Source organism: Nonomuraea sp. MTCD27, assembly GCF_041950495.1.
GTDB lineage: Bacteria > Actinomycetota > Actinomycetes > Streptosporangiales > Streptosporangiaceae > Nonomuraea.
This window is the reverse complement of record NZ_JBGNUW010000003.1, coordinates 292,897-311,814: the sequence shown is the minus strand read 5'-3', so window position 1 is coordinate 311,814 and position 18,918 is coordinate 292,897. Positions and strand designations below refer to the sequence as shown.

20 protein-coding genes and 1 pseudogene are annotated in these 18,918 nt (G+C 72.2%); 16 read left to right on the top strand and 5 right to left on the bottom strand.

The features are described from left to right. Positions 1 to 35 precede the first annotated feature (35 nt). A complete protein-coding gene (locus tag ACBJ59_RS09505; protein WP_375109778.1) occupies positions 36 to 689 on the top strand; it encodes a hypothetical protein in 654 nt (217 codons plus the stop codon). A gap of 169 nt (positions 690 to 858) precedes the next feature. Continuing rightward, the gene (locus ACBJ59_RS09500) at positions 859 to 2,355 is read left to right on the top strand and encodes an alkaline phosphatase PhoX (RefSeq protein WP_375109777.1); all 1,497 of its coding nucleotides are present in this window, start codon (positions 859 to 861) and stop codon (positions 2,353 to 2,355) included. 372 nt (positions 2,356 to 2,727) lie between these two features. Here the strand turns inward: ACBJ59_RS09500 and ACBJ59_RS09495 are convergent, their stop codons facing one another. Then, a complete protein-coding gene (locus ACBJ59_RS09495) occupies positions 2,728 to 3,075 on the bottom strand; it encodes an ArsR/SmtB family transcription factor (RefSeq protein ID WP_375109776.1) in 348 nt (115 codons plus the stop codon). A 136-nt stretch (positions 3,076 to 3,211) separates the two neighbouring features. On the opposite strand from ACBJ59_RS09495, the gene ACBJ59_RS09490 reads away from it, so the two are divergent. Both ACBJ59_RS09490 and ACBJ59_RS09485 read left to right on the top strand, forming a co-directional pair. Then, positions 3,212 to 3,364 (top strand): hypothetical protein, encoded by a 153-nt coding sequence (locus tag ACBJ59_RS09490; protein WP_375109775.1) that lies wholly within the window; start codon positions 3,212 to 3,214, stop codon positions 3,362 to 3,364. Positions 3,365 to 3,504: 140 nt separating this feature from the next. Then, complete coding sequence (locus ACBJ59_RS09485; protein WP_375109774.1) at positions 3,505 to 3,930, top strand: hypothetical protein; 426 nt, start codon at positions 3,505 to 3,507, stop codon at positions 3,928 to 3,930. Positions 3,931 to 3,956: 26 nt separating this feature from the next. On the opposite strand, the gene ACBJ59_RS09480 is transcribed toward ACBJ59_RS09485, so the two are convergent. Beyond that, positions 3,957 to 4,532, bottom strand: coding sequence for a TetR family transcriptional regulator (locus ACBJ59_RS09480; RefSeq protein WP_375109773.1), 576 nt, complete (start codon positions 4,530 to 4,532; stop codon positions 3,957 to 3,959). 115 nt (positions 4,533 to 4,647) lie between these two features. On the opposite strand from ACBJ59_RS09480, the gene argG reads away from it, so the two are divergent. Both argG and ACBJ59_RS09470 read left to right on the top strand, forming a co-directional pair. Continuing rightward, the gene (gene argG, locus ACBJ59_RS09475; protein ID WP_375109772.1) at positions 4,648 to 6,096 is read left to right on the top strand and encodes an argininosuccinate synthase; all 1,449 of its coding nucleotides are present in this window, start codon (positions 4,648 to 4,650) and stop codon (positions 6,094 to 6,096) included. Between the two features lie 919 nt (positions 6,097 to 7,015). Beyond that, positions 7,016 to 7,822, top strand: coding sequence for an SAM-dependent methyltransferase (locus tag ACBJ59_RS09470; protein ID WP_375109771.1), 807 nt, complete (start codon positions 7,016 to 7,018; stop codon positions 7,820 to 7,822). Between the two features lie 19 nt (positions 7,823 to 7,841). Here ACBJ59_RS09470 and ACBJ59_RS09465 read toward each other — a convergent pair whose 3' ends face one another. Beyond that, positions 7,842 to 8,822 (bottom strand): helix-turn-helix transcriptional regulator, encoded by a 981-nt coding sequence (locus tag ACBJ59_RS09465; protein WP_375109770.1) that lies wholly within the window; start codon positions 8,820 to 8,822, stop codon positions 7,842 to 7,844. A gap of 62 nt (positions 8,823 to 8,884) precedes the next feature. Here ACBJ59_RS09465 and ACBJ59_RS09460 point away from each other — a divergent pair, with 62 nt between their 5' ends. The 6 genes and pseudogenes from ACBJ59_RS09460 to ACBJ59_RS09435 all read left to right on the top strand — a co-directional run bounded on the left by ACBJ59_RS09460 (position 8,885) and on the right by ACBJ59_RS09435 (position 14,285). After that, positions 8,885 to 9,472, top strand: a complete 588-nt coding sequence (locus tag ACBJ59_RS09460; RefSeq protein ID WP_375109769.1) for a DinB family protein — start codon at positions 8,885 to 8,887, stop codon at positions 9,470 to 9,472. Beyond that, positions 9,469 to 9,930, top strand: coding sequence for a VOC family protein (locus ACBJ59_RS09455; protein WP_375109768.1), 462 nt, complete (start codon positions 9,469 to 9,471; stop codon positions 9,928 to 9,930). Before ACBJ59_RS09460 ends, ACBJ59_RS09455 begins: the two co-directional genes overlap by 4 nt. Positions 9,931 to 10,144: 214 nt before the next feature. Next, positions 10,145 to 10,408 (top strand): annotated as a pseudogene (locus ACBJ59_RS09450) (Dabb family protein); the annotation flags it as partial. Positions 10,409 to 10,678: 270 nt separating this feature from the next. Further along, complete coding sequence (locus ACBJ59_RS09445) at positions 10,679 to 11,131, top strand: (2Fe-2S)-binding protein (RefSeq protein WP_364125757.1); 453 nt, start codon at positions 10,679 to 10,681, stop codon at positions 11,129 to 11,131. After that, complete coding sequence (locus ACBJ59_RS09440) at positions 11,128 to 12,111, top strand: FAD binding domain-containing protein (RefSeq protein WP_375109767.1); 984 nt, start codon at positions 11,128 to 11,130, stop codon at positions 12,109 to 12,111. Before ACBJ59_RS09445 ends, ACBJ59_RS09440 begins: the two co-directional genes overlap by 4 nt. Next, positions 12,108 to 14,285: a xanthine dehydrogenase family protein molybdopterin-binding subunit gene (locus tag ACBJ59_RS09435; RefSeq protein ID WP_375109766.1), complete on the top strand. Its 2,178-nt coding sequence runs from the start codon at positions 12,108 to 12,110 to the stop codon at positions 14,283 to 14,285. The genes ACBJ59_RS09440 and ACBJ59_RS09435 overlap by 4 nt, the downstream gene beginning before the upstream one ends. Before the next feature lie 69 nt (positions 14,286 to 14,354). Here the strand turns inward: ACBJ59_RS09435 and ACBJ59_RS09430 are convergent, their stop codons facing one another. Beyond that, a complete protein-coding gene (locus ACBJ59_RS09430; RefSeq protein WP_375109765.1) occupies positions 14,355 to 15,056 on the bottom strand; it encodes a TetR/AcrR family transcriptional regulator in 702 nt (233 codons plus the stop codon). A 125-nt stretch (positions 15,057 to 15,181) separates the two neighbouring features. On the opposite strand from ACBJ59_RS09430, the gene ACBJ59_RS09425 reads away from it, so the two are divergent. Both ACBJ59_RS09425 and ACBJ59_RS09420 read left to right on the top strand, forming a co-directional pair. Beyond that, on the top strand, positions 15,182 to 16,090 hold the full coding sequence (locus ACBJ59_RS09425) for an NAD-dependent epimerase/dehydratase family protein (RefSeq protein ID WP_375109764.1): 909 nt from the start codon (positions 15,182 to 15,184) through the stop codon (positions 16,088 to 16,090). Positions 16,091 to 16,196: 106 nt separating this feature from the next. Further along, positions 16,197 to 16,607 carry an ATP-binding protein gene (locus ACBJ59_RS09420; protein ID WP_375109763.1) on the top strand — a complete coding sequence of 137 codons (411 nt, stop codon included), beginning with the start codon at positions 16,197 to 16,199 and terminating at the stop codon, positions 16,605 to 16,607. A 9-nt stretch (positions 16,608 to 16,616) separates the two neighbouring features. On the opposite strand, the gene ACBJ59_RS09415 is transcribed toward ACBJ59_RS09420, so the two are convergent. Beyond that, on the bottom strand, positions 16,617 to 17,159 hold the full coding sequence (locus ACBJ59_RS09415; RefSeq protein ID WP_375109762.1) for a MarR family winged helix-turn-helix transcriptional regulator: 543 nt from the start codon (positions 17,157 to 17,159) through the stop codon (positions 16,617 to 16,619). Between the two features lie 71 nt (positions 17,160 to 17,230). On the opposite strand from ACBJ59_RS09415, the gene ACBJ59_RS09410 reads away from it, so the two are divergent. Both ACBJ59_RS09410 and ACBJ59_RS09405 read left to right on the top strand, forming a co-directional pair. Next, positions 17,231 to 18,433, top strand: coding sequence for a flavin-dependent oxidoreductase (locus ACBJ59_RS09410; protein WP_375109761.1), 1,203 nt, complete (start codon positions 17,231 to 17,233; stop codon positions 18,431 to 18,433). After that, a complete protein-coding gene (locus ACBJ59_RS09405) occupies positions 18,430 to 18,879 on the top strand; it encodes a DUF3237 domain-containing protein (RefSeq protein ID WP_375109760.1) in 450 nt (149 codons plus the stop codon). The genes ACBJ59_RS09410 and ACBJ59_RS09405 overlap by 4 nt, the downstream gene beginning before the upstream one ends. The last annotated feature ends 39 nt before the right edge of the window (positions 18,880 to 18,918 follow it).

Here is an 18,918-nt window from a genome sequence, read left to right as displayed (position 1 = left end):
TGTTCGGCCCTGATCGCCAAATTTACGATCACCGCATGCGTACCGCAGAACGGCTCCGGGCACCGTGGCCCGGCATCATGGTGTCCTCGCTCAGCCTGGTCGCGATGATCGCGATCTCCTGGGCGGTGTGGGATTCGCTGCCTGAGCTCGTGACGACCCGGGAGGCCACCCCGCGCCGGGCCGGTTTCCGGGTGCCGAGGCTCGTCCTGGCGGCGGCGCTGCCGGCGACCCTGGTGGTGATCGGCATCGTCATGGCGGGCGCGACCGCGGTCGCGGACCGGCTGCGCCCGCACCTCCCTCCGCTGCTCGTCGCGTCCCCGAGCCGGCAGACGAGGTCGATGAACGTCCTCTTCGTCCTGCTGCCGCCGTTCCTGACCGTTCTGCACGGCGGCCTGCTGCTGCGCACCGCCGGCCACGACGTCCCCCTGGAGCGGGGGATGGCCGTCGCGATCGGGCTCCTGCTGGCCGGCCTGGGCCTGGCCCTGCCCAGGATCAGTGCCCGGCTCCCCGTGCCGGGGTGGGGGCGGGCGCAGCGCCTGGGCGGGCTGGCCATGACGGCGGTGGGCGCGGGGTGCGCCGCCGGAGCCCTGTTCCTGCCGCCGCTGCTGGTGTCCGTGGCCGCCGCGCTCGCCGCCGGGGCGATCCCCTTCCTCCCGGCGCTCGTCGCGCTGGTGCGTGCGCGCCGCTGACGTTCACTCGCCCGCCCCCGCCCAACGGCAGGCCGGGGGCGGGTCTGCCGGACGAACGGGATAAATGGGCCCCCTCTGCGCGTAAGACGCCGTTTACGCTTTCGTAAGCACTCGTTCATCCCATGCGACATATAGATACATGTCTATAAGTCGCCCCGAGGGGAGCACCATGACCGAGCTTGATCGACGATCCTTCCTCGGCCGCGGCCTGGCCACCACCGGCGGTGTGCTGGCCAGCGGCGTCGCCATCCAGACGCTGGCCGCGCACGCGTCCTGGGCCGACGGCGGCCGCCCCGCCGCCGACCCCGGCGAGACGGGGTACGGCCCGCTGCGCCGCACCCCCTCCAAGAACACCGGCGAGGAACTGCTCGCCCTCCCCGCGGGCTTCTCGTACGTCGTGCTGGGCAGGACCGGCACCCCCATGACCGACGGCGTCGCCACCCCCATCGCCCACGACGGCATGGCCGCCTTCCCCGGCACCCACCGCCACACCGCCCGCCTGATCCGCAACCACGAGGTGCGCACCGCCCCCGGCTCGCCGCTCGGCCGCGTGCACGTCGAGGGCTCGGAGCGCTACGACGAGCTGGGCGTGGCCGGCACCACCACCCTCGAGGTGGACTTACGCAGCGGCGAGGTGCTGCGCCACTTCGTGAGCCTCAACGGCACGATCATCAACTGCGCGGGCGGCCGGATGTTGCACGACCGTGGCTGGCTGACCTGCGAGGAGACGACCGCCGGCCCCGCGCAGGGCTGGCAGCGCAAGCACGGCTACATCTTCGAGGTGCCCCTGCACGGCCCCCGGCCCGGCCACCCCGCGCCCTCCCAGCCGCTGACGGCGATGGGCCGCTTCTCCCACGAGGCCGTCGCGGTGGACCCGCGCACCGGGTACGTCTACGAGACCGAGGACGACTCCGGCAAGCCCGACGGCTTCTACCGCTTCCGCCCCCGCGACCCGCGTGACCTGGCCGAAGGCGGCGTGCTGGAGATGCTCAAGATCAAGGGCGTCGACGGCTACGACTGCCGCGAGGGCCAGACCATGGGCGCCCGCCTGCCGGTCGAGTGGGTGCGCATCGACGACCCCGACCCCGACCTCGAAGGCGGCGCACCGACCTGCACCCAGCAGGGCCTGGCCAAGGGCGGCGCGAAGTTCAACCGCCTCGAAGGCTGCTGGTACGGCGACGGCAGCGTCTTCTTCAACTCCACCAGCGGCGGCGACGTCAAGAACGGCGACCCGCCCAACGCCGACGGCTACCTGGAGGGCTACGGCCAGGTCTGGCAGTACATCCCTGGCCGGCGGGACGGGGGCACGCTCGTGCTCGTGTACGAGTCGCCCGGCCGCAAGGAGCTGGACTCGCCGGACAACCTCACGTTCACGCCCCGGGGCGGCATCGTGCTGTGCGAGGACGACGCCGGCCCGACCGACGCGGACCCGCACCCGCTGGCTCCCGGCCTGGTCAACGTCAACCGGCTGATCGGGCTGGACCCGCGGAGGGGACAGCCGTTCGAGTTCGCGGTCAACATCGCCGACGACAGCGAGTTCGCGGGAGCGTGCTTCAGCCCGGACGGCTCGGTCCTGTTCGTCAACCAGCTCGGCGACACGGCCGCGCTGGACCCGCCGGGCCGTACGTACGCCATCCGCGGCCCCTGGCACCGCGGGCCGCTGTAACCGCGGCTGGACAACCCCCTCGGGGCCCACAAAGATAGACATGTGTCTATGAAAGAGGGGTCGCTGCCCCTCCTTCCCACCGGCGGATGCGCCGGCCCGCGACCGGGCCGGCCCATTCCCCGGACCACCGCCATCGCGTACGCCCGGCGCCTGCAGGCCGTGGCGGACCCCGTACGGCTGCGCCTGCTCAGCCTCGTGCTCGCCGGCCAGGACGGTGACTCCTGCGGCTCCGAGCAGCATCACCTGGAGATCCTGCGAGAGGCGAACCTGATCGAGCCGTGCGGCGGGAGCGCCCCGCTCGGCCACCGCGCCACGGCGGAAGGACGGGAGCTGTTCGCCCGCCTGATGGCCTGTCGCGACGCCACGCGGGAGTCAGGGGATCAGGCCGCGCAGGGCGTCGAGCCGCTCGGGAACGATCGAGTACCACGCCCACTTGCCGCGCTTCTCCCGCGTCAGTAGCCCGGCGTCGACGAGGATCTTCAGATGGTGGCTGACCGTGGGCTGCGTCAGCCCGAGGGGCGCGGTGAGATCGCAGACGCACGCCTCCCCCGCGGCGCTGCCGCTGATCATGCTGAGCAGCTGGAGCCGGGTCGGATCCGCGACCGCCTTCAGCGCACCCGCGAGCCGCTCGGCCTCTGACCGTGCCAGCGGCTCGGGGACCATCTCGGGATGGCAGTGTTCGTCGTGCTGATCGGTCAGCGTGATCTCGTCGGGCTGCACCGAGCCAGTTTAGATAGTGATCGACGGTGACGGATCCTGACCCCTTCACCGGCAAACTTCTGGTACGGGTGGGACACGTGCCCGTTTCGGCCCCGGCTGCCCGGCTATAACGCCCGCCAGGAGAAGGGAGACAGACATGTGTCTGAGCTGTGGCTGCGGGGAGCCCAACGAGGATCACGGCAACGCCGCCAACATCACCGCGCAGGACCTGCAGAGCGCCGCCCAGGCGGCGGACATCAGCCCGCAGGAGGTGGTGGAGAACATCCAGTCCGGGGTGCGCGCCGGCTGAGGACGCGGGACGGCCTCCTAACCTGACACCAGGTGAGCATTCTGTGGCGGGAAGTGGCACAACCCCCGTCTTGCATGGGGGCACGGGGCGGGGCGGACACTCGAGTCGAACGCTCTTCGCCTGCCCGGGGGTGGTTCCTCGTGCGCGACGGGTTCGAATCCCGCGAATCCTGGCCCTTCGAATGCCTGCGCTGCCTGTACGTCTGGGAGGAGGACTACGTCGTCCGCCACCTGTCCGACGATCACGGCAACGAGGTCGAGATCTGGCTCAGCTCCGGAGTGCCCGTGCAGCCGCCCTGGTCGGGGACGAGCTGCCCGGCGTGCGGCGCCTTCCATCTCACCTCGTTCCCGTCGGGTTACCTGGCGCGCCACCCGGAGCTGACGGCGGCGCCCGATCCTAAGCCGCTGGCCGAGGTGCCGATCATGCCGATCAAGGACATCGACCTGCCCGCCGGCCGTCCGCCGCTGCCGCGCCGCCTGCTGATCGCGGTCGGCCTGCCGGTGGTCGCGTTCGCAGGTTACGAGCTCTACCAGTACCTGCTGGCGCCCGCCCTCCACCACCACTAGGCCTCACCAGGTGACGGGCGGCTCTCTCAGCCCCGCCGCGCCGCCGCGCCGTCGATCCCCCGGCGGAGCAGGTCCCACAGCCGCCCGGCGGTCACGACCCGCTCCGGTGCCGGCAGCTTCGACAGCAGGCTGGCCAGCATGCCGACGACCAGGACCAGGTCGTCGGCCGTCACGTCCGCGCGGACGCGGCCGGCGGCGCGCGCCTGCGGCAGCTTGCCCTCCAGCACCCGCGCCACCCGGTCACGCACCTCGATGACGCGCGGGTCGGGCCGGTCCGGCACGCTCACCATCGTGATGAACGCGGTCGAGGCGATGGTCTGCTCGGTGATCACGGTCAGCACGTCGTCGAGGGTCGAGCCGGGCGTGGCGGCCAGCGCCTCCAGCTCGGCGACGCTCTCCTCGAACACGGCCAGCGCGAGGCTGATGCGATCGGGGAAGTGCCGGTAGAGGCTGCCCTGCCCGACCCCGGCCTCCCGGGCGACCGTGCTGAGCGGCGCTTCGTAGCCGGCGGTGGCGAAGACCTCGCGAGCCGCCGCCATCAGCGCCGCCCGGTTCTCGGCGGCGGCACTGGGTCCCCTGTTGGGTCGGCGCTCGGCAGGCATGGCGGCCATCGTACCAACCGGACAATCTTGTCCGGATAGCCCCACCTGCACCGTGGCGACACGCGGGCCCCCCGGCTTTGAATGGTCATGCAGTCGTATGTATATACTTCTACTCGTGTCCAAGATGCTCACCTCCCTCCCTGTCGGCGAACGCGTCGGGATCGCCTTCTCCGGCGGCCTCGACACCTCTGTGGCGGTCGCCTGGATGCGCGAGAAGGGTGCCGTGCCGTGCACCTACACCGCCGACATCGGCCAGTACGACGAGCCCGACATCGCCTCGGTGCCCGGGCGCGCCACGGCGTACGGCGCGGAGGTCGCCCGGCTCGTCGACTGCCGGGCCGCCCTCGTCGAGGAGGGGCTCGCGGCCCTGGCCTGCGGGGCGTTCCACATCCGCTCCGGCGGCCGGACCTACTTCAACACCACCCCGCTCGGGCGGGCCGTCACCGGCACCCTGCTGGTGCGCGCGATGCTCGACGACGGCGTGCTGATCTGGGGTGACGGCTCGACCTTCAAGGGCAACGACATCGAGCGGTTCTACCGCTACGGCCTGCTGGCCAACCCGTCCCTGCGGATCTACAAGCCGTGGCTGGACGCCGACTTCGTCAGCGAGCTCGGCGGCCGCAAGGAGATGTCCGAGTGGCTGCTCGCCCGTGACCTGCCCTACCGGTCCAGCACGGAGAAGGCCTACTCCACCGACGCCAACATCTGGGGCGCGACCCACGAGGCCAAGTCGCTCGAGCACCTCGACGCGGGCATCGAGATCGTCGAGCCGATCATGGGCGTGCGGTTCTGGGACCCCGAGATCGAGATCCCCGCCGAAGACGTCACCATCGGCTTCGAGCAGGGGCGGCCGGTGACGATCAACGGCAAGGAGTTCGCCTCGGCGATCGACCTGGTCCTGGAGGCCAACGCCATCGGCGGCCGGCACGGCCTGGGCATGTCCGACCAGATCGAGAACCGGATCATCGAGGCCAAGAGCCGGGGCATCTACGAGGCGCCGGGCATGGCGCTGCTGCACGCGGCCTACGAGCGGCTGGTCAACGCGATCCACAACGAGGACACCCTGGCCGGCTACCACACCGAGGGGCGGAAGCTGGGCCGGCTGCTGTACGAGGGCCGCTGGCTCGACCCGCAGGCGCTGATGGTGCGCGAGTCGCTGCAGCGCTGGGTCGGGGCGGCCGTCACCGGCGAGGTGACGCTGCGGCTGCGGCGCGGCGAGGACTACTCGATCCTGGACACCTCGGGGCCGGCGTTCAGCTACCACCCGGACAAGCTGTCGATGGAGCGCACCGAGGACTCCGCCTTCGGGCCGCTCGACCGCATCGGCCAGCTCACCATGCGCAACCTCGACATCGCCGACTCCCGCGCGAAGCTGGAGCAGTACGCGGGGCTCGGCATGGTCGGCAGCCCGCACGCGACCCTGCTGGGCGCCACGCAGGCCGCGCCGACCGGGCTCATCGGCGCCATGCCCGAGGGCGGCGCCGAGGCGATCGCCTCCCGCGGCGAGGCCGCCGAGGACGACGAGCTGCTCGACCACGCGGCCATGGAGGCCGGCACCGACTGACCCCCCGCCCTCCCGGATCGGAACCGACCGACCCCCGCCCGCCCAAGGCGGCACCGGTCGACCCCAGCCCGCCCAGGGCGGCACCGGTCGACCGGTCCGATCCGGGGAAAGCCGGTTCCGGTCCCGGGGATGGCCGGTTCCGGTCCGAGGAAGGCCGGTGTCGCGCCGGGAAAAGCCGGTGTCAGCCATAGCGATGCCGGTACCGGCCCTAGGGAAACGGCACTCCGCCGCTCTACCATGCGAGCAACGAGGCGGGAGTGCCGTATGCGAATCCTGATCGTCGGAGTGGGCACCCGGGGGGACGTGCCCGCCTCCGCCGGCTTTCACGTCGCCGGGGCCATGGGCGTGCCGAGCATGCGCCCGCAGCCGGTGGAGCCGACCGGCCGCAGGTGCGGAAACCGGGCGGCCGGACGCGCCGATCACCTCACCGGCCTCGCGGTACGCGCGCCGCGGGAGGCCGGGCTGCGGGCCGGTGTCCCCGCCGTGGGCCTGCCGGCGCTCAACGACCGGCCGCTATGGGCGTCCCGGCCGGCCGCGACCGGCGTGGCGCCTGCCGCCGTACGGTTCCGGCACCTGATCTCCGATCGGCCGGCCACCGCGCTCGGAGCCGCCGTGACCGGCCCCTCCTACCGGTGCGGGGCCGCGGAGCTCGGGGACCGGATCCGGGCGGCGCCGCCGCCGTGGTGCCGACCGTGGACAAGCAGGCGGCCTGACATGGGAAGCCGGTCATCGTATCCTGCCACGGCGATTCTGGTAACAAACATTTCCCAAGATAACCGGTCTATCGTGTTGTCATTGACTGGAATTGTTGGAACATATGGTTCGAGTCATCGAGTGAGGTCCATAGATCGCTAACCGAGAAAAGGTCGGCGGCGAGGGGAAAGGGGCAACGCTCATGCACCAGCGTGCTGTCCGAAACTTGGCCAAGCTCGAAACCACGCAGGCCAGAATCACGCGGATATTCGACGCGGCGGCCGGTGGCAAGAACAACTTCTTGGTCGACAAGGACACGGTACGCCATTTCGATCAAGCGGCCCCCGCCCTCACGACAGCGGCCCGCTCGGTGCTCGAGTTCCTCTCCCGGGTGATTAGCCATTTAGCCGGCGAAGGCGTCGACCAATTCATGATCGTGGGCAGCGGGATCCCCAGCGGCCTTTCGGCGGGGCACCGCCTGCACGACATGGCGCGCAACGCCGCCGGCCCGGCCCCGCGGGTCCTGTACGTCGAGAGCAACCCGATGGTGGTGGCCATGGCCCAGGCCACCATCGAGCCCTTCACCGACCTGGTGCGCGTGGTGGAGGGCGACATCCGGGAGATCGACGAGATGCTCCGGGACCACGTGGTGCAGACGTTCCTCGACTGGGACCGGCCCATGGCCGTGCTGGTGCTGTCGGCCTACAGCCTCGACGACGACGAGCACGCCCACTACGTCGTCAAGCGCATCCGGCACACGGCGCCGGCGGACAGCTTCCTCTGCCTGCTGCACACCACGTTCGACGGCATCCCGCCGGAGCTCCTGCCCGCCATCCGCGACCTGCTCGCCATGACCCTGCCCCATCTCGCGATCCGCTCCCGCGAGGAGGTGGCGGCCCTGCTCGAAGGGCTCGACCTGGTCGAACCCGGGCTGGTCTGGGTGCCCCAGTGGCGCCCCGCCGGCGGCGACCTGGCCTGCGGGGACGAGCCGAGCACGTCGGGCAACTACGGGGCCGTGGCCCGCATCCCCTGACCCGGGCCGGGTCCGCGGCTCACGGCTCCTCCGCGCCGGCGCCGGCCGACAGCAGCTTCCCGGCCAGCTCGCGGCAGCGCCCCCGGAGCTCCGGCGGGTCGAGCACCTCGAAGTCGTGCCCCAGCAGGAGCATGTGGACCAGCACGCGGTCGAGGCTGCCGGCGCCGCTGAGCACCTCGCAGCGCTCGCTCCCGCGCTCCCGTACGACGCCCGCCGACGCCGGGATCTGCGCGCGTACCGTGTCGGCCGGCGCGTGCACCAGGAAGCGCGCCTGGTGCGGGTAGACCCGGCTGGCCACGTTCTCCTGCACGTACGCCGCCGCGTCCGGCGCCGCGCGCGGGCGGAAGCGCCAGGTCCGTGCGATCACCCCGGTCATCCGGTCCACGCGGAAGTTGCGCCAGTCGTCGCGGTCGAGGTCGTAGGCGAGCAAATACCAGCGCCGGTCGGAGGCCACCAGCCGGTAGGGCTCGACCCGCCGCTGTCGCACCTCGCCCCCGGACGGGTAGCCGAAGGCGGCCTCGACCTCGTCGCGGCAGGCCCTGGCCAGCGTCATGAGCACCTCGGGGTCGACCGGCGTGCGACCGCCGCCGAAGGACTCCACCGAGCCGGAGAGCGCGCGCACCTCGTGCCGCAGCCGGACCGGCAGCACCCGGTCGAGCTTGGTCAGCGCCCGCAGCGCGGCGTCGCCGGCACCGGCGACCGCACCACCCGCCCCGGCGAGCAGCGAGACCGCGGTGGCGATCGCCTCCTCGTCGTCGAGCAGCAGCGGCGGCAGGTCCTGCCCCGGGCCGAGCTGGTAGCCGCCGCCGACGCCCTGGCCGGAATGCACCGGATAGCCGAGCGCGCGCAGCCGCTCGACGTCGCGGCGCACCGTGCGCGACGTGACCCCGAGCCGGTCGGCGAGCTCGGGGCCGGTCCAGACCTGGCGCTGCTGCAGCAGCCCGAGCAGGGTGAGCACCCGCTCCGTCGTGCCCCGCTCCTCACCGCTCGCCGCTCCCATGACACTCACCTTGCCAGAGATAGCGGACCGATCCTGTCCGCCATGGGTGTGAGAGTGGCTCCATGGACGCAGACGAACTCGACTGGAACCGGACGCTGCGCGAGCAGTTCGAGTTCCACTGGAGCCATCAGCTCCGGGCCAGGCTCGACGGCCTCACCGACGACGAGTACTTCTGGTCGCCGGTGCCGGGCGCCTGGAGCGTACGGCCGCGCGGCAGCTCGACGGCTCCCGTACAGGCCGGCGCCGGGGACTTCACGATCGACTACGCCCACCCCGAGCCGGTCCCCGCGGCCTTCACCACGATCGCCTGGCGGCTCGGTCACGTCGTCGTCGGCGTGCTCGCCGCGCGGAACGCGGCCCACTTCGGCGCGCCGGCGGCGTCGTACGAGAGCTGGGAGTACGCCGGCAGCGCGGCCACCGCGCTCGGCCAGCTCGAGACCCAGCTCGACCGCTGGCTGGCGGGGGTGCGCGGCCTCGGCGAGGCCGAGCTCCGGGCCCCGGTCGGCGAGAAGGAGCCCTACCCCGACGCGCCGATGGCCGACCTGGTGCTGCACGTCAACCGCGAGCTGATCCACCATCTGTCCGAGGTCTGCCTGCTGCGCGACCTCTACCTGCACACGAACACCCCGACGAACGGAGCAACCCGATGAGCCGCCACATCCAGGTCACCTTCGACGCCCACGACCCGCAGGCGCTGTCGTCCTTCTGGCGCGACGTCCTGGGCTACGTCCACCCCGGCCCGCCCGGGGTCGACCTGCCCGAGGGCGCCGACCCGCTGGCCGCGTGGGACGACTTCCTCGATCGGGTCGGCGTACCGAAGGAGCAGCGCAACACGAGGTCGGCCATCGAGGACCCGGCCGGGCACGGCCCCCGGCTGTTCTTCCAGCAGGTGCCGGAGGACAAGGTGGCCAAGAACCGCGTCCACCTCGACGTCCGCGCGGCTCCCGGGCTGCAGGGAGACGAGCGGATGGCCGCGCTGGAGGCCGAGTGCGAGCGGCTCGTCGCCCTGGGGGCGACGCGGATCAGCCGCCACGAGCCCGAGCCCCCGATGAGCGGCGGGTTCATCGTGATGGCCGACCCCGAGGGCAACGAGTTCTGCCTGGACTGACGCTCCCGGCCGCATGAGGTTCGCGCCCGGGATAGCCCTGCGCTAACACATTTCCGTTAGCACTGGTTGACAATGGATAATTGATAACGGAATACTGCTACCAACGCTAGCGACGCCTCTCCCGCTCGCCCGAGAAGGCACCTGAGCCCGGCTGATCCGCACCACGGGGGCTTTCGCATGCCGCCAGACCGATCCGTACGAAGAAGGGAGCGAGATGATCTACCACGGCAGCCGGTTCACCTTCAGGCCGGATACGACACCGCGCCAGCGGGCGGAGGCTCTCGAAAGCCTGCGTGAGCAGGGCAGGGCCATCCCGTCGGTGAGATCCTTCGCCGTCGGTCGCGACGGGAGCGGCGCCTACGAATGGGGCGCCATCTTCGTGATCGAAGACCTGGACGGCTACCGCGAGTATCTGACGCATCCCGCGCGCCGCCGCGCCGACCGGACCGCACTGCCGCTGGTCGAGGAGGTCGTCTCCTTCGACCTGACCGACGACCCGAATCCGGGGACGGCCGCGCGGATCAACGAGCTGCGTCAACGCCTCCTGGAGCCACCGGCGGAGCACGATCCCTTACCCGAGGGGCCCGTGCACACCCGCCGTACCGTGCTCAAGGCCATCGCGGTGACCGCGGCGGGGACGGCCGCCGCCGGGGGGACGGGCATCGCCGCCGCTCCCGCTGCCGCGGCTCCCCGGACCGCCGCCGCTCAGGCGTACGCCGTCGCCCCCGGTGCGTCGGTGGAGGTCGCCATGACGGTCAACGGGCAGCTGCGCAAGGTCGTCCTGGAGCCGAGGGTGACGCTGCTGGACGCGTTGCGCGAGCGGCTGAGCCTGACCGGCACCAAGAAGGGCTGTGACCGGGGCGAGTGCGGGGCGTGCACGGTGCTGGTCGACGGCGAGCGGGTCAAGTCGTGCCTGACGCTGGCGGTGATGCGGCAGGGGGCCGAGGTCACCACGGTGGAGGGGCTGGCGCGGGGCGAGGAGTTGCATCCGGTGCAGGAGGCGTTCATCCGGCACGACGCGTTCCAGTGCGGGGCGTGCACTCCCGGTCAGCTCATGTCCGCCGTGGCCTGCATCGACGAGGGGCATGCGGGTTCCGAGGCGGAGATCCGCGAGTGGATGAGCGGGAACCTGTGCCGGTGCGCGGCGTACCAGAACATCGTCGCCGCCGTCGCCGACGCCGCGAAGGAGGTGCGACGATGAGGGCCTTCGGTTACACGGTCGCGGGCAGCCCGGCCGAGGCGGTACGGATCGCCGCGAGCACCCCCGAGTCGACCTTCGTGGCGGGCGGCACCGATCTGCTGAACCTGATGCGGGACGGCGCGGAGGCCCATGACCACCTGGTCGACGTCAACCGCCTCGGCACCGACGGTGTCACCGTCGACTCCAGGCGGTTGCGCGTCGGAGGATCGGCCAGGATGCGCCAAGTCGCCGAGCACCCCAGGGTGCGGCGGGAGTTCCCCGTGCTGTCGGAGGCGCTGCTGGCCTCGGCCTCCCCTCAGGTACGGAACATGGCCTCGATCGGCGGGAACCTGTTGCAGCGCACGAGGTGCGGCTATTTCCGGGACGCGGCCTCGGCGTGCAACAAGCGGGTCCCGGGCAGCGGTTGCCCGGCGATCACGGGGCACACCCGGGGACACGCGATCCTGGGCGGGAGCGACCACTGCATCGCCACGCACCCCTCGGACCTGGCGGTGGCGCTGGTCGCGCTGGACGCGACCGTGCACCTGCTCGGCCCGGGTGGCGAGCGGGCCGTCCCGATCGCCGACTTCCATCTCCTCCCCGGGTCCACGCCGGACCGGGAGACCGCGATGCGGCCGGGCGAGCTGATCACCTGGGTGGACGTGCCGCGCACAGCCCTGGCCGGGGAGTCGCGCTACCTGAAGCTGCGCGACCGGGCCACGTTCGAGTTCGCGGTGGTGTCGGTGGCGGCGGCGCTGCGGACGAGGGGGCGCGTGGTGCAGGACGTACGGCTGGCGTTCGGCGGCGTGGGCACCCGTCCGTGGCGTGACGTCCGGGTCGAGGCGGCGCTGCGGGGCCGGCCGCTCACCGGGCAGGCGATCGCCGAGGCGGGCCGGCTCCTGGTCAGGGACGCCGAGCCGCGCGAAGGGAACAGGTTCAAGGTCGAGCTCGTCCAGCGGGCGCTGGTGAGCATCCTCAGCGATCTGGGAGGGCTTCGATGAGCGGGCTGGTGGGGCAGGGCGTGGCGCGGGTGGACGGCCGGGCGAAGGTCACCGGCGCGGCCCGCTACGCCGCGGACAACGAGGTGGCCGGCGTGCTGCACGGCTTCCTGGTGATGAGCACGATCGCCCGCGGCGAGGTCGTGGAGATCGACACGAGGGCGGCGCTGGCGCATCCGGGCGTCGTCGCGGTCTACACCCACGCCGACATGCCGAGGCTGAGACTGCCGAGCTTTCCCTACAACAGGCCGTTCGTTCCCATGCAGGACACGCGGGTGCACCACCACGGGCAGCCGGTCGCGTACGTCCTGGCCCAGACCCTGGAGCAGGCGCAGGAGGCCGCGAACCTGGTGAAGGTGCGCTACCGGGCGGAGGATCCGGTCGCGCGGATGGCGGACGTGCTCGGCGAGGCGTTCCTGCCGGAGAAGTTCCGCAACAGGCCCAACGAGGCCGCCCGCGGCGACGCCGCCGCGGCGCTCGAACAGGCCGAGGTGCGCATCGACCAGACCTACAGCAGCCCGATGCAGCACCACAACCCGATCGAACCGCACACCACCACCGCCGTCTGGGAGGACGGCACGCTGATCCTGTACGAGAGCACCCAGGGCGTGGTCTTCGCCCGCAACGCCGTGGCGTTCGCGTTCGGCAAGGGTCAGGGGAGCGTCCGGGTCATCTCGCCCTACCTGGGCGGTGGTTTTGGTGCCAAGGGCCCCACCTATCCGCACACGCTGCTCACCGCGGCGGCGGCGCAACTCGCCGGCCGGCCGGTGAAGCTGGTGCTGTCGCGCGCGCAGATGTACACCTCCAACGGCCACCGCGCCGAGTACCGCCACCACCTCCGGCTCGGCGCCACCCGGCAGGGCACGCTGACCGCCATCGTCGACACCTCGACGGCCCAGGTGACCCGCATAGACGAGAACATCTACAACGGCAGCGACTCCACGCTCCGCCTGTACGCCTGCCCGAACGTCCACGTGCGGCAGCTGGGCGTGCGGCTGGACCTGCCGACGTCGAGCTACATGCGCTCACCGGAGACGACCGCGCACTTCGGCCTCGAGACCGCCATGGACGAGCTGAGCCACGAGCTCGGCATCGACCCGGTGGAACTCCGGATCCGCAACCACACCGAGATCGACCAGCAGAGCGAGACCGGCCAGGCCTACGCCGGCAAGCAACTGCTGGAGTGCTACCGGACCGCGGCCGAGGCGTTCGGCTGGGCCCGGCGCAACCCCAGGCCGGGCACAACCAGGGACGGCGACGAGTACGTCGGGTGGGGCATGGCCACCGAGACCCACACCTACGGCTACATCCCGTCGCAGGCCCACCTCGCGATCGGCCCCGACGGGCGGGCCACCCTGCGGGCAGCCACCCAGGAGATCGGCACCGGCACCTACACCGTGCTCACCCAGGTCGTCGCCGAGGGGCTCGGCATGCCGCTCGGCCAGGTCACGACGCTGCTCGGCGACACCACGTACCCCGACGCGTCCCTGTCGGCGGGGTCGTCCACGATGCCCAGCGTGGCCGGCCCGGCGGCCGACGCGGCGCGGCGCGCGCGGGACGCCGTGATCGCGCTCGCCGTCGCCGACCCGCGCTCCCCGCTGCACGGCGTGCCCGCCGAGGAGGTCGTGACCGGGAACGGCCACCTGTTCGCCCGGAACGACCGGGATCGCAGGGACACCTACCGCGACGTCGTGACCCGCCACGGCAGCTCCGTCGAGGTGACCGGACGCCAGGACAACACGGCCGGGCACTCCTTCGGCGCGGTGTTCCTGGAGGTACGGATCCAGCCGAGGCTGGGCAGGTTGCGCGTGACCCGCGTGGTGACCGCGCACGACCTGGGCCGGGTGCTCAACCGCCGGACCGCGCGCGGGCAGGTCATCGGCGGCGTGACGTGGGGGATCGGCTTCGCGCTGATGGAGCACACGATGGTGGACCCGAACACGGCGCGGGTCGTCAACCCGAACCTGTCCACCTACCTGGTTCCGGTCTGCGCGGACACGCCGTCGGTGGAGGCGTTGTTCGTGGACCGGTCGGAGCCGGACGGCAGGCTGCTCGGCGTCCGCGGATTCGGCGAGACGCCGGGGACGGGCGTGCCCGCGGCCATCGGCAACGCGATCTACCACGCCATCGGCCGCCGCCTCAGGGACGTCCCCTTCACCCAGGACAAGCTGCTCTGATCACCGTACGCGCCGGCAGGGGACGGACGCCCGGAACCGACGTCCATCTGCCGGCGCCGGCCTGCCGGATCAGCGGGCGGGGGCGTGGTCCGCGGCGCGGTCGAGGAGTTCGTTCAGCAGGGCCCGCTCGCCCGGGCTGTACAGGTCCGCCACCTCGCCGAGAACGGCCTTCAAGGCCACGGCCCGCTGGGCCGCGCCGGGGGCGCCGGCCGGGCCCGCCGTGGTGATCGACGCGATCATGGCCTCGCGCAGGCGGTCGGGGAGGGCCGGATCGCGCTCCTCGGGAGGAGTGCCGATGAGGTTGAGCGTGAGGCCGACACCGGCGGCGTGCACCATGCTGACGGCGGCCTCGACGCCGACCGAGAGCCGGCCCGCGACGGCGATGCGTCCGACCAGCATGCGCAGCCGCTCCAGCCCCTGCTCCGCGGCGCGGCTCCGGGACCCGGGCGTGGGCTGGCCGTACATGAGCAGGTAGTGGGCCGGGTTCTCCAGGCCGAAGCCGATGTGCGTGTCCCAGCCGCGGCGCAGGTCGTCCACGGGGTCGTCGGAGAGCGTCTGGCCGTGCTTCTGCGCGAGGTAGCGCGCGAACCCATCGGCCGCGACCGCTTCGAGCAGCCCGTTCATGTCGGTGAACAGGCGGTAGATCGTGGGTGCCTGCACTCCGGCCGCCGCGCTGACGGTCCGCGTCGTCACTCCTTCGCGGCCTTTGTCCCGAAGCAGCTTGGTCGTGGCATCGACGATGCGCCGCCGGACCTCTTCCCGATCACCCATGAATCGATGATAACAGGATGTCGATATCGGCTATGCGCGCCCGGCTTTGCCGTAACGGCAAACGAAGTTGAGGCCATTCACCCTCCGGGCCGAAGCTCGTCCGACCCGAGCAGATGGGATATCTGATGAACGTCTTCGTCACCGGAGCGAGCGGCCTCATCGGCGGCACCGTCGCCATGCGCCTGCTGGCGGCCGGTCACACCGTCACCGGCCTGACCCGCGATCACACCAAGGCCGCGGCCCTCGCCGGCCTGGGCATCGAGCCCGTGGTGGGCACGCTGGACGACGCCGGCGTGCTCGCCGGGCAGGCCGCCCGCGCCGACGCCGTCGTCAACGCGGCCGACAGCGATCACCGTCCGGCCGTCGAGACCCTCGTCGCCGCCCTGGCCGGCACCGGCAAGGCCCTGATCCACACCAGCGGCTCCAGCATCGTGGCCACCGGCACCACCGGGGAGCGGTCGGACGAGGTCTTCACCGAGGACGTCCTCGACTCCGGCTGGGTGCCCGCCCACCCCCTCCGCACGGCGCGGCTGGACATCGACCGCCTGGTCCTGTCCGCCGCCGACCGGGACGTGCGCTCCGCGGTCCTGTGCAACAGCCTGGTCTACGGGCGGGGCCGCGGCCTGGGGCGCGACAGCGTGCTGATCGCCGCCCTGGTCGGCCAGGCCCGCGCCGGCGGTGTCGTCCGGCACGTCGGCGCGGGCGCCAACCTCTGGTCGAACGTCCACGTCGACGACCTGGCCGACCTGTACCTGCTCGCCCTGGAGAAGTCCCCGCCCGGCACCTTCTACTTCGTCGAGGGCGGCGAGGAGTCGTTCGGCGCGATGGCGGGGGCGATCGCCCGCTCCCTCGGCCTGCCGGGCCCGCGGTCATGGGACCCGGACGCGCCGGACAACGTCTGGAACCACGAGTTCGCCCGGCACGCCCTGGGATCGAACAGCCGCGTACGCGCGACCCGCGCCCGCGACCTGCTCGGCTGGCGTCCCCGGCACCGCTCCATCACCGCCTGGCTCGCCGCCGCGGACCTGGCCTGAGGATCTCTCCTCCGGAGAATTTCAAAGTGCGGATTCACAAAAGTGAAGGAGAGCGCTTATCGTGGGAATTGGGAGCGCTCCCAACCCCCCGAGAGATGTGATGCACATGCCCCTCCGCCCCGGGTCCCTGTCCGCCCCGCCGATCCGCACGGTCGAATACCTGCTGCCCTCCGTGCCCGCGGGTGTGGGCGAGGCGCGCTCCCTGGTCCGCGCGGAACTCACCCGCTGGGGCCTCACGAGCAGCGTGGACGACTGCCTGCTCATCGTCAGCGAACTGATCACGAACGTCGTCCGGCACGGCGGGTCGGCGTACGCGCTGCGCCTGGAGGACCGCGACGGCCGCCTCTACGGCGAGGTCTTCGACCCGGGCGGCGGCGTGCCCCGCCGGCGCTCCCCCGACGCCGACGCGATCTCGGGCCGGGGGCTGCAGATCGTCGCGGCGATCGCCGACGACTGGGGGGTCGCGGCGGCGGACGGCGGCAAGGTCGTGTGGTTCTCCGTCGCCTGCGCCCCCTGACCGCCCGCCTCAGGGCAGGTCGGACGGGCGGGCGCGCAGGATGCGGGTGAGCAGCCCGGTCAGCCGCTCGCGCTCGTCGTCGTCCAGGGACGCGAACCACTGCCGCTCCCTGAGGGCCTGATCGGCGAACGCCTCCCGCACGGCCGTCTCGCCGGCCGGCGTCAGCGCGATCACCACCGCGCGGCCGTCCTCCGGCATCGACCGGCGCTCGACGAGGCCGCCGCGTTCCAGCGTGTTGACCGCGTTGGTCACGGCCGACCGGGACATGGCCGAGATCTCGGCGAGCCGGACGGGCTGGGTGGGGCCCAGCAGCCAGAGCTTGAACATCAGCCGGAAACCGGGCAGCGTCCAGCCGCGCGGGCGGTGGATGCGGGTCTCCAGGTCCGTCACGAGCAGGTAGGCGAGCTGGAGCAGGTGGTAGGCCAGCGCGAACGCCTCGGGGTCGGCCGGAGGTGGCATGGCGGCCAGGCGCTCGCGCGCGTACGCGGCGTACTCGAGGTCCGGGGGCACGCCGTTCGCCCGGGTCTCCGCACTGTGGCCGGCTCTTCTCACGGGTCAAGTCTTGCGCAGCCGGACACCTTCCGAAATATTGTTATGGCCATAACAACCCTCGGGAGGGGTCTGTGCGCATCGTCATTGCCGGAGCCGGCATCGGCGGGCTGGCCGCCGCCCTGAGCCTGCACGCCGCCGGGTTCGAGGACGTGACCGTGCACGAGGCGGTCCCCGAGATCCGGCCGCTCGGCGTCGGCATCAACCTCCTCCCCCACGCCGTGCGCGAGCTGACCGAGCTGGGCCTGGCCGACCGGCTGGCGGGGATCGGCGTGGCCACGGCCGAGCTGGCCTACTTCAACCGGTACGGCACGCCGATCTGGTCCGAGCCCCGGGGACTCGCCGCCGGGTACGCCTGGCCGCAGTACTCCGTGCACCGGGGCCGCCTGCAGCACCTCCTGCTGGAGGCGGTGATCGAGCGGCTGGGGCCGGACAGCGTACGGACCGGGAGCCGGATCACCGGGCCCGGGACGGAGGACCTGCTGATCGGCGCGGACGGGATCAACTCGGCCGTCCGCGCCCACCTGCACCCCGGCGAGGGCCCGCCACCGTGGAACGGCCTGGTCCTGTGGCGCGGCATGACGTACGGGGAGCCGTTCCTGACCGGCCGATCCATGATCATGGCAGGGGACGGGACGAAGAAGTTCGTCGCCTACCCGATCGAGACCGGCGACCGCACCCTGATCAACTGGATCGCCGAACAGCCGCTGGAGGGTGCGGCCCCGGAGCGCGGCAACTGGAACCGCCCCGCCGACCCGGCCGGGGTCGGCCGGCACTTCGCGGACTGGCGCTTCGACTGGCTGGACGTGCCGGCCGTCATCGCCGGGGCGGAGGCGGCCTACGAGTACCCGATGGTGGACCGCGACCCCCTCCCCCGCTGGACGTACGGGAACGTCACGCTGCTCGGCGACGCGGCGCACGCCATGTACCCGATCGGCTCCAACGGCGCCTCCCAGGCGATCATCGACGCCCGGGTGCTGGCTCACGCGCTCGCCCACGACGACCTGGACGCGTACGAGGCGCAGCGGCGGCCCGCCACGACGGCGCTGCAGCTGTCCAACCGGGAGATGGGCCCGGAGGTCGTCATGAAGCTGGCGCACGAGCGCGCGCCCGGCGGGTTCGACGACATCGAGCAGGTCGTCCCCTACGCCGAGCGGGCCGAGATCGCCGCCTCCTACAAGCGCACGGCCGGATTCGACCCGGCCGCGCTGAGCGAGCGCCCGTCCTGGGACGCCACCCGCACGTCCCGGAGCGCAGATCGGAGCCCGGCGTCGTGAACCTGGAACCGCTCGCCACCTTCCACGTCGAGCTCGACCCCATCCTCGACCTCGGCGACTCGCACTGGGGCCGGCGCCGCGTGATCAACATCGTGGGCGGCAGGTTCGACGGCCCCCGCCTGTCGGGCGCCGTGCTGCCCGGCGGCGCCGACTGGCAGGTCCTGCACGCCGACGGCACGATCAGCATCGACACCCGCTACACGCTGCGCACCCACGACGGCGCGCTGCTCTACATCGCCACCAGCGGGGTCCGGTACGGCGCGCCGGAGGTGCTCGACCGGCTCGCGCGGGGCGAGGAGGTGGACCCGTCGGATTACTACTTCCGGCTGTTCTGCCGCTTCGAGACCGGCGACGAGCGCTATCGCTGGCTCAACCGTACGCTGGCCGTCGCGTCGGCCGCCCGCGCCGCCGCCGCCGTCCGCTACGACGCCTACAGCGTGACCTGATCTCGGGCTTGACCCCGGACCCGACCCCCGCCTCGCTGG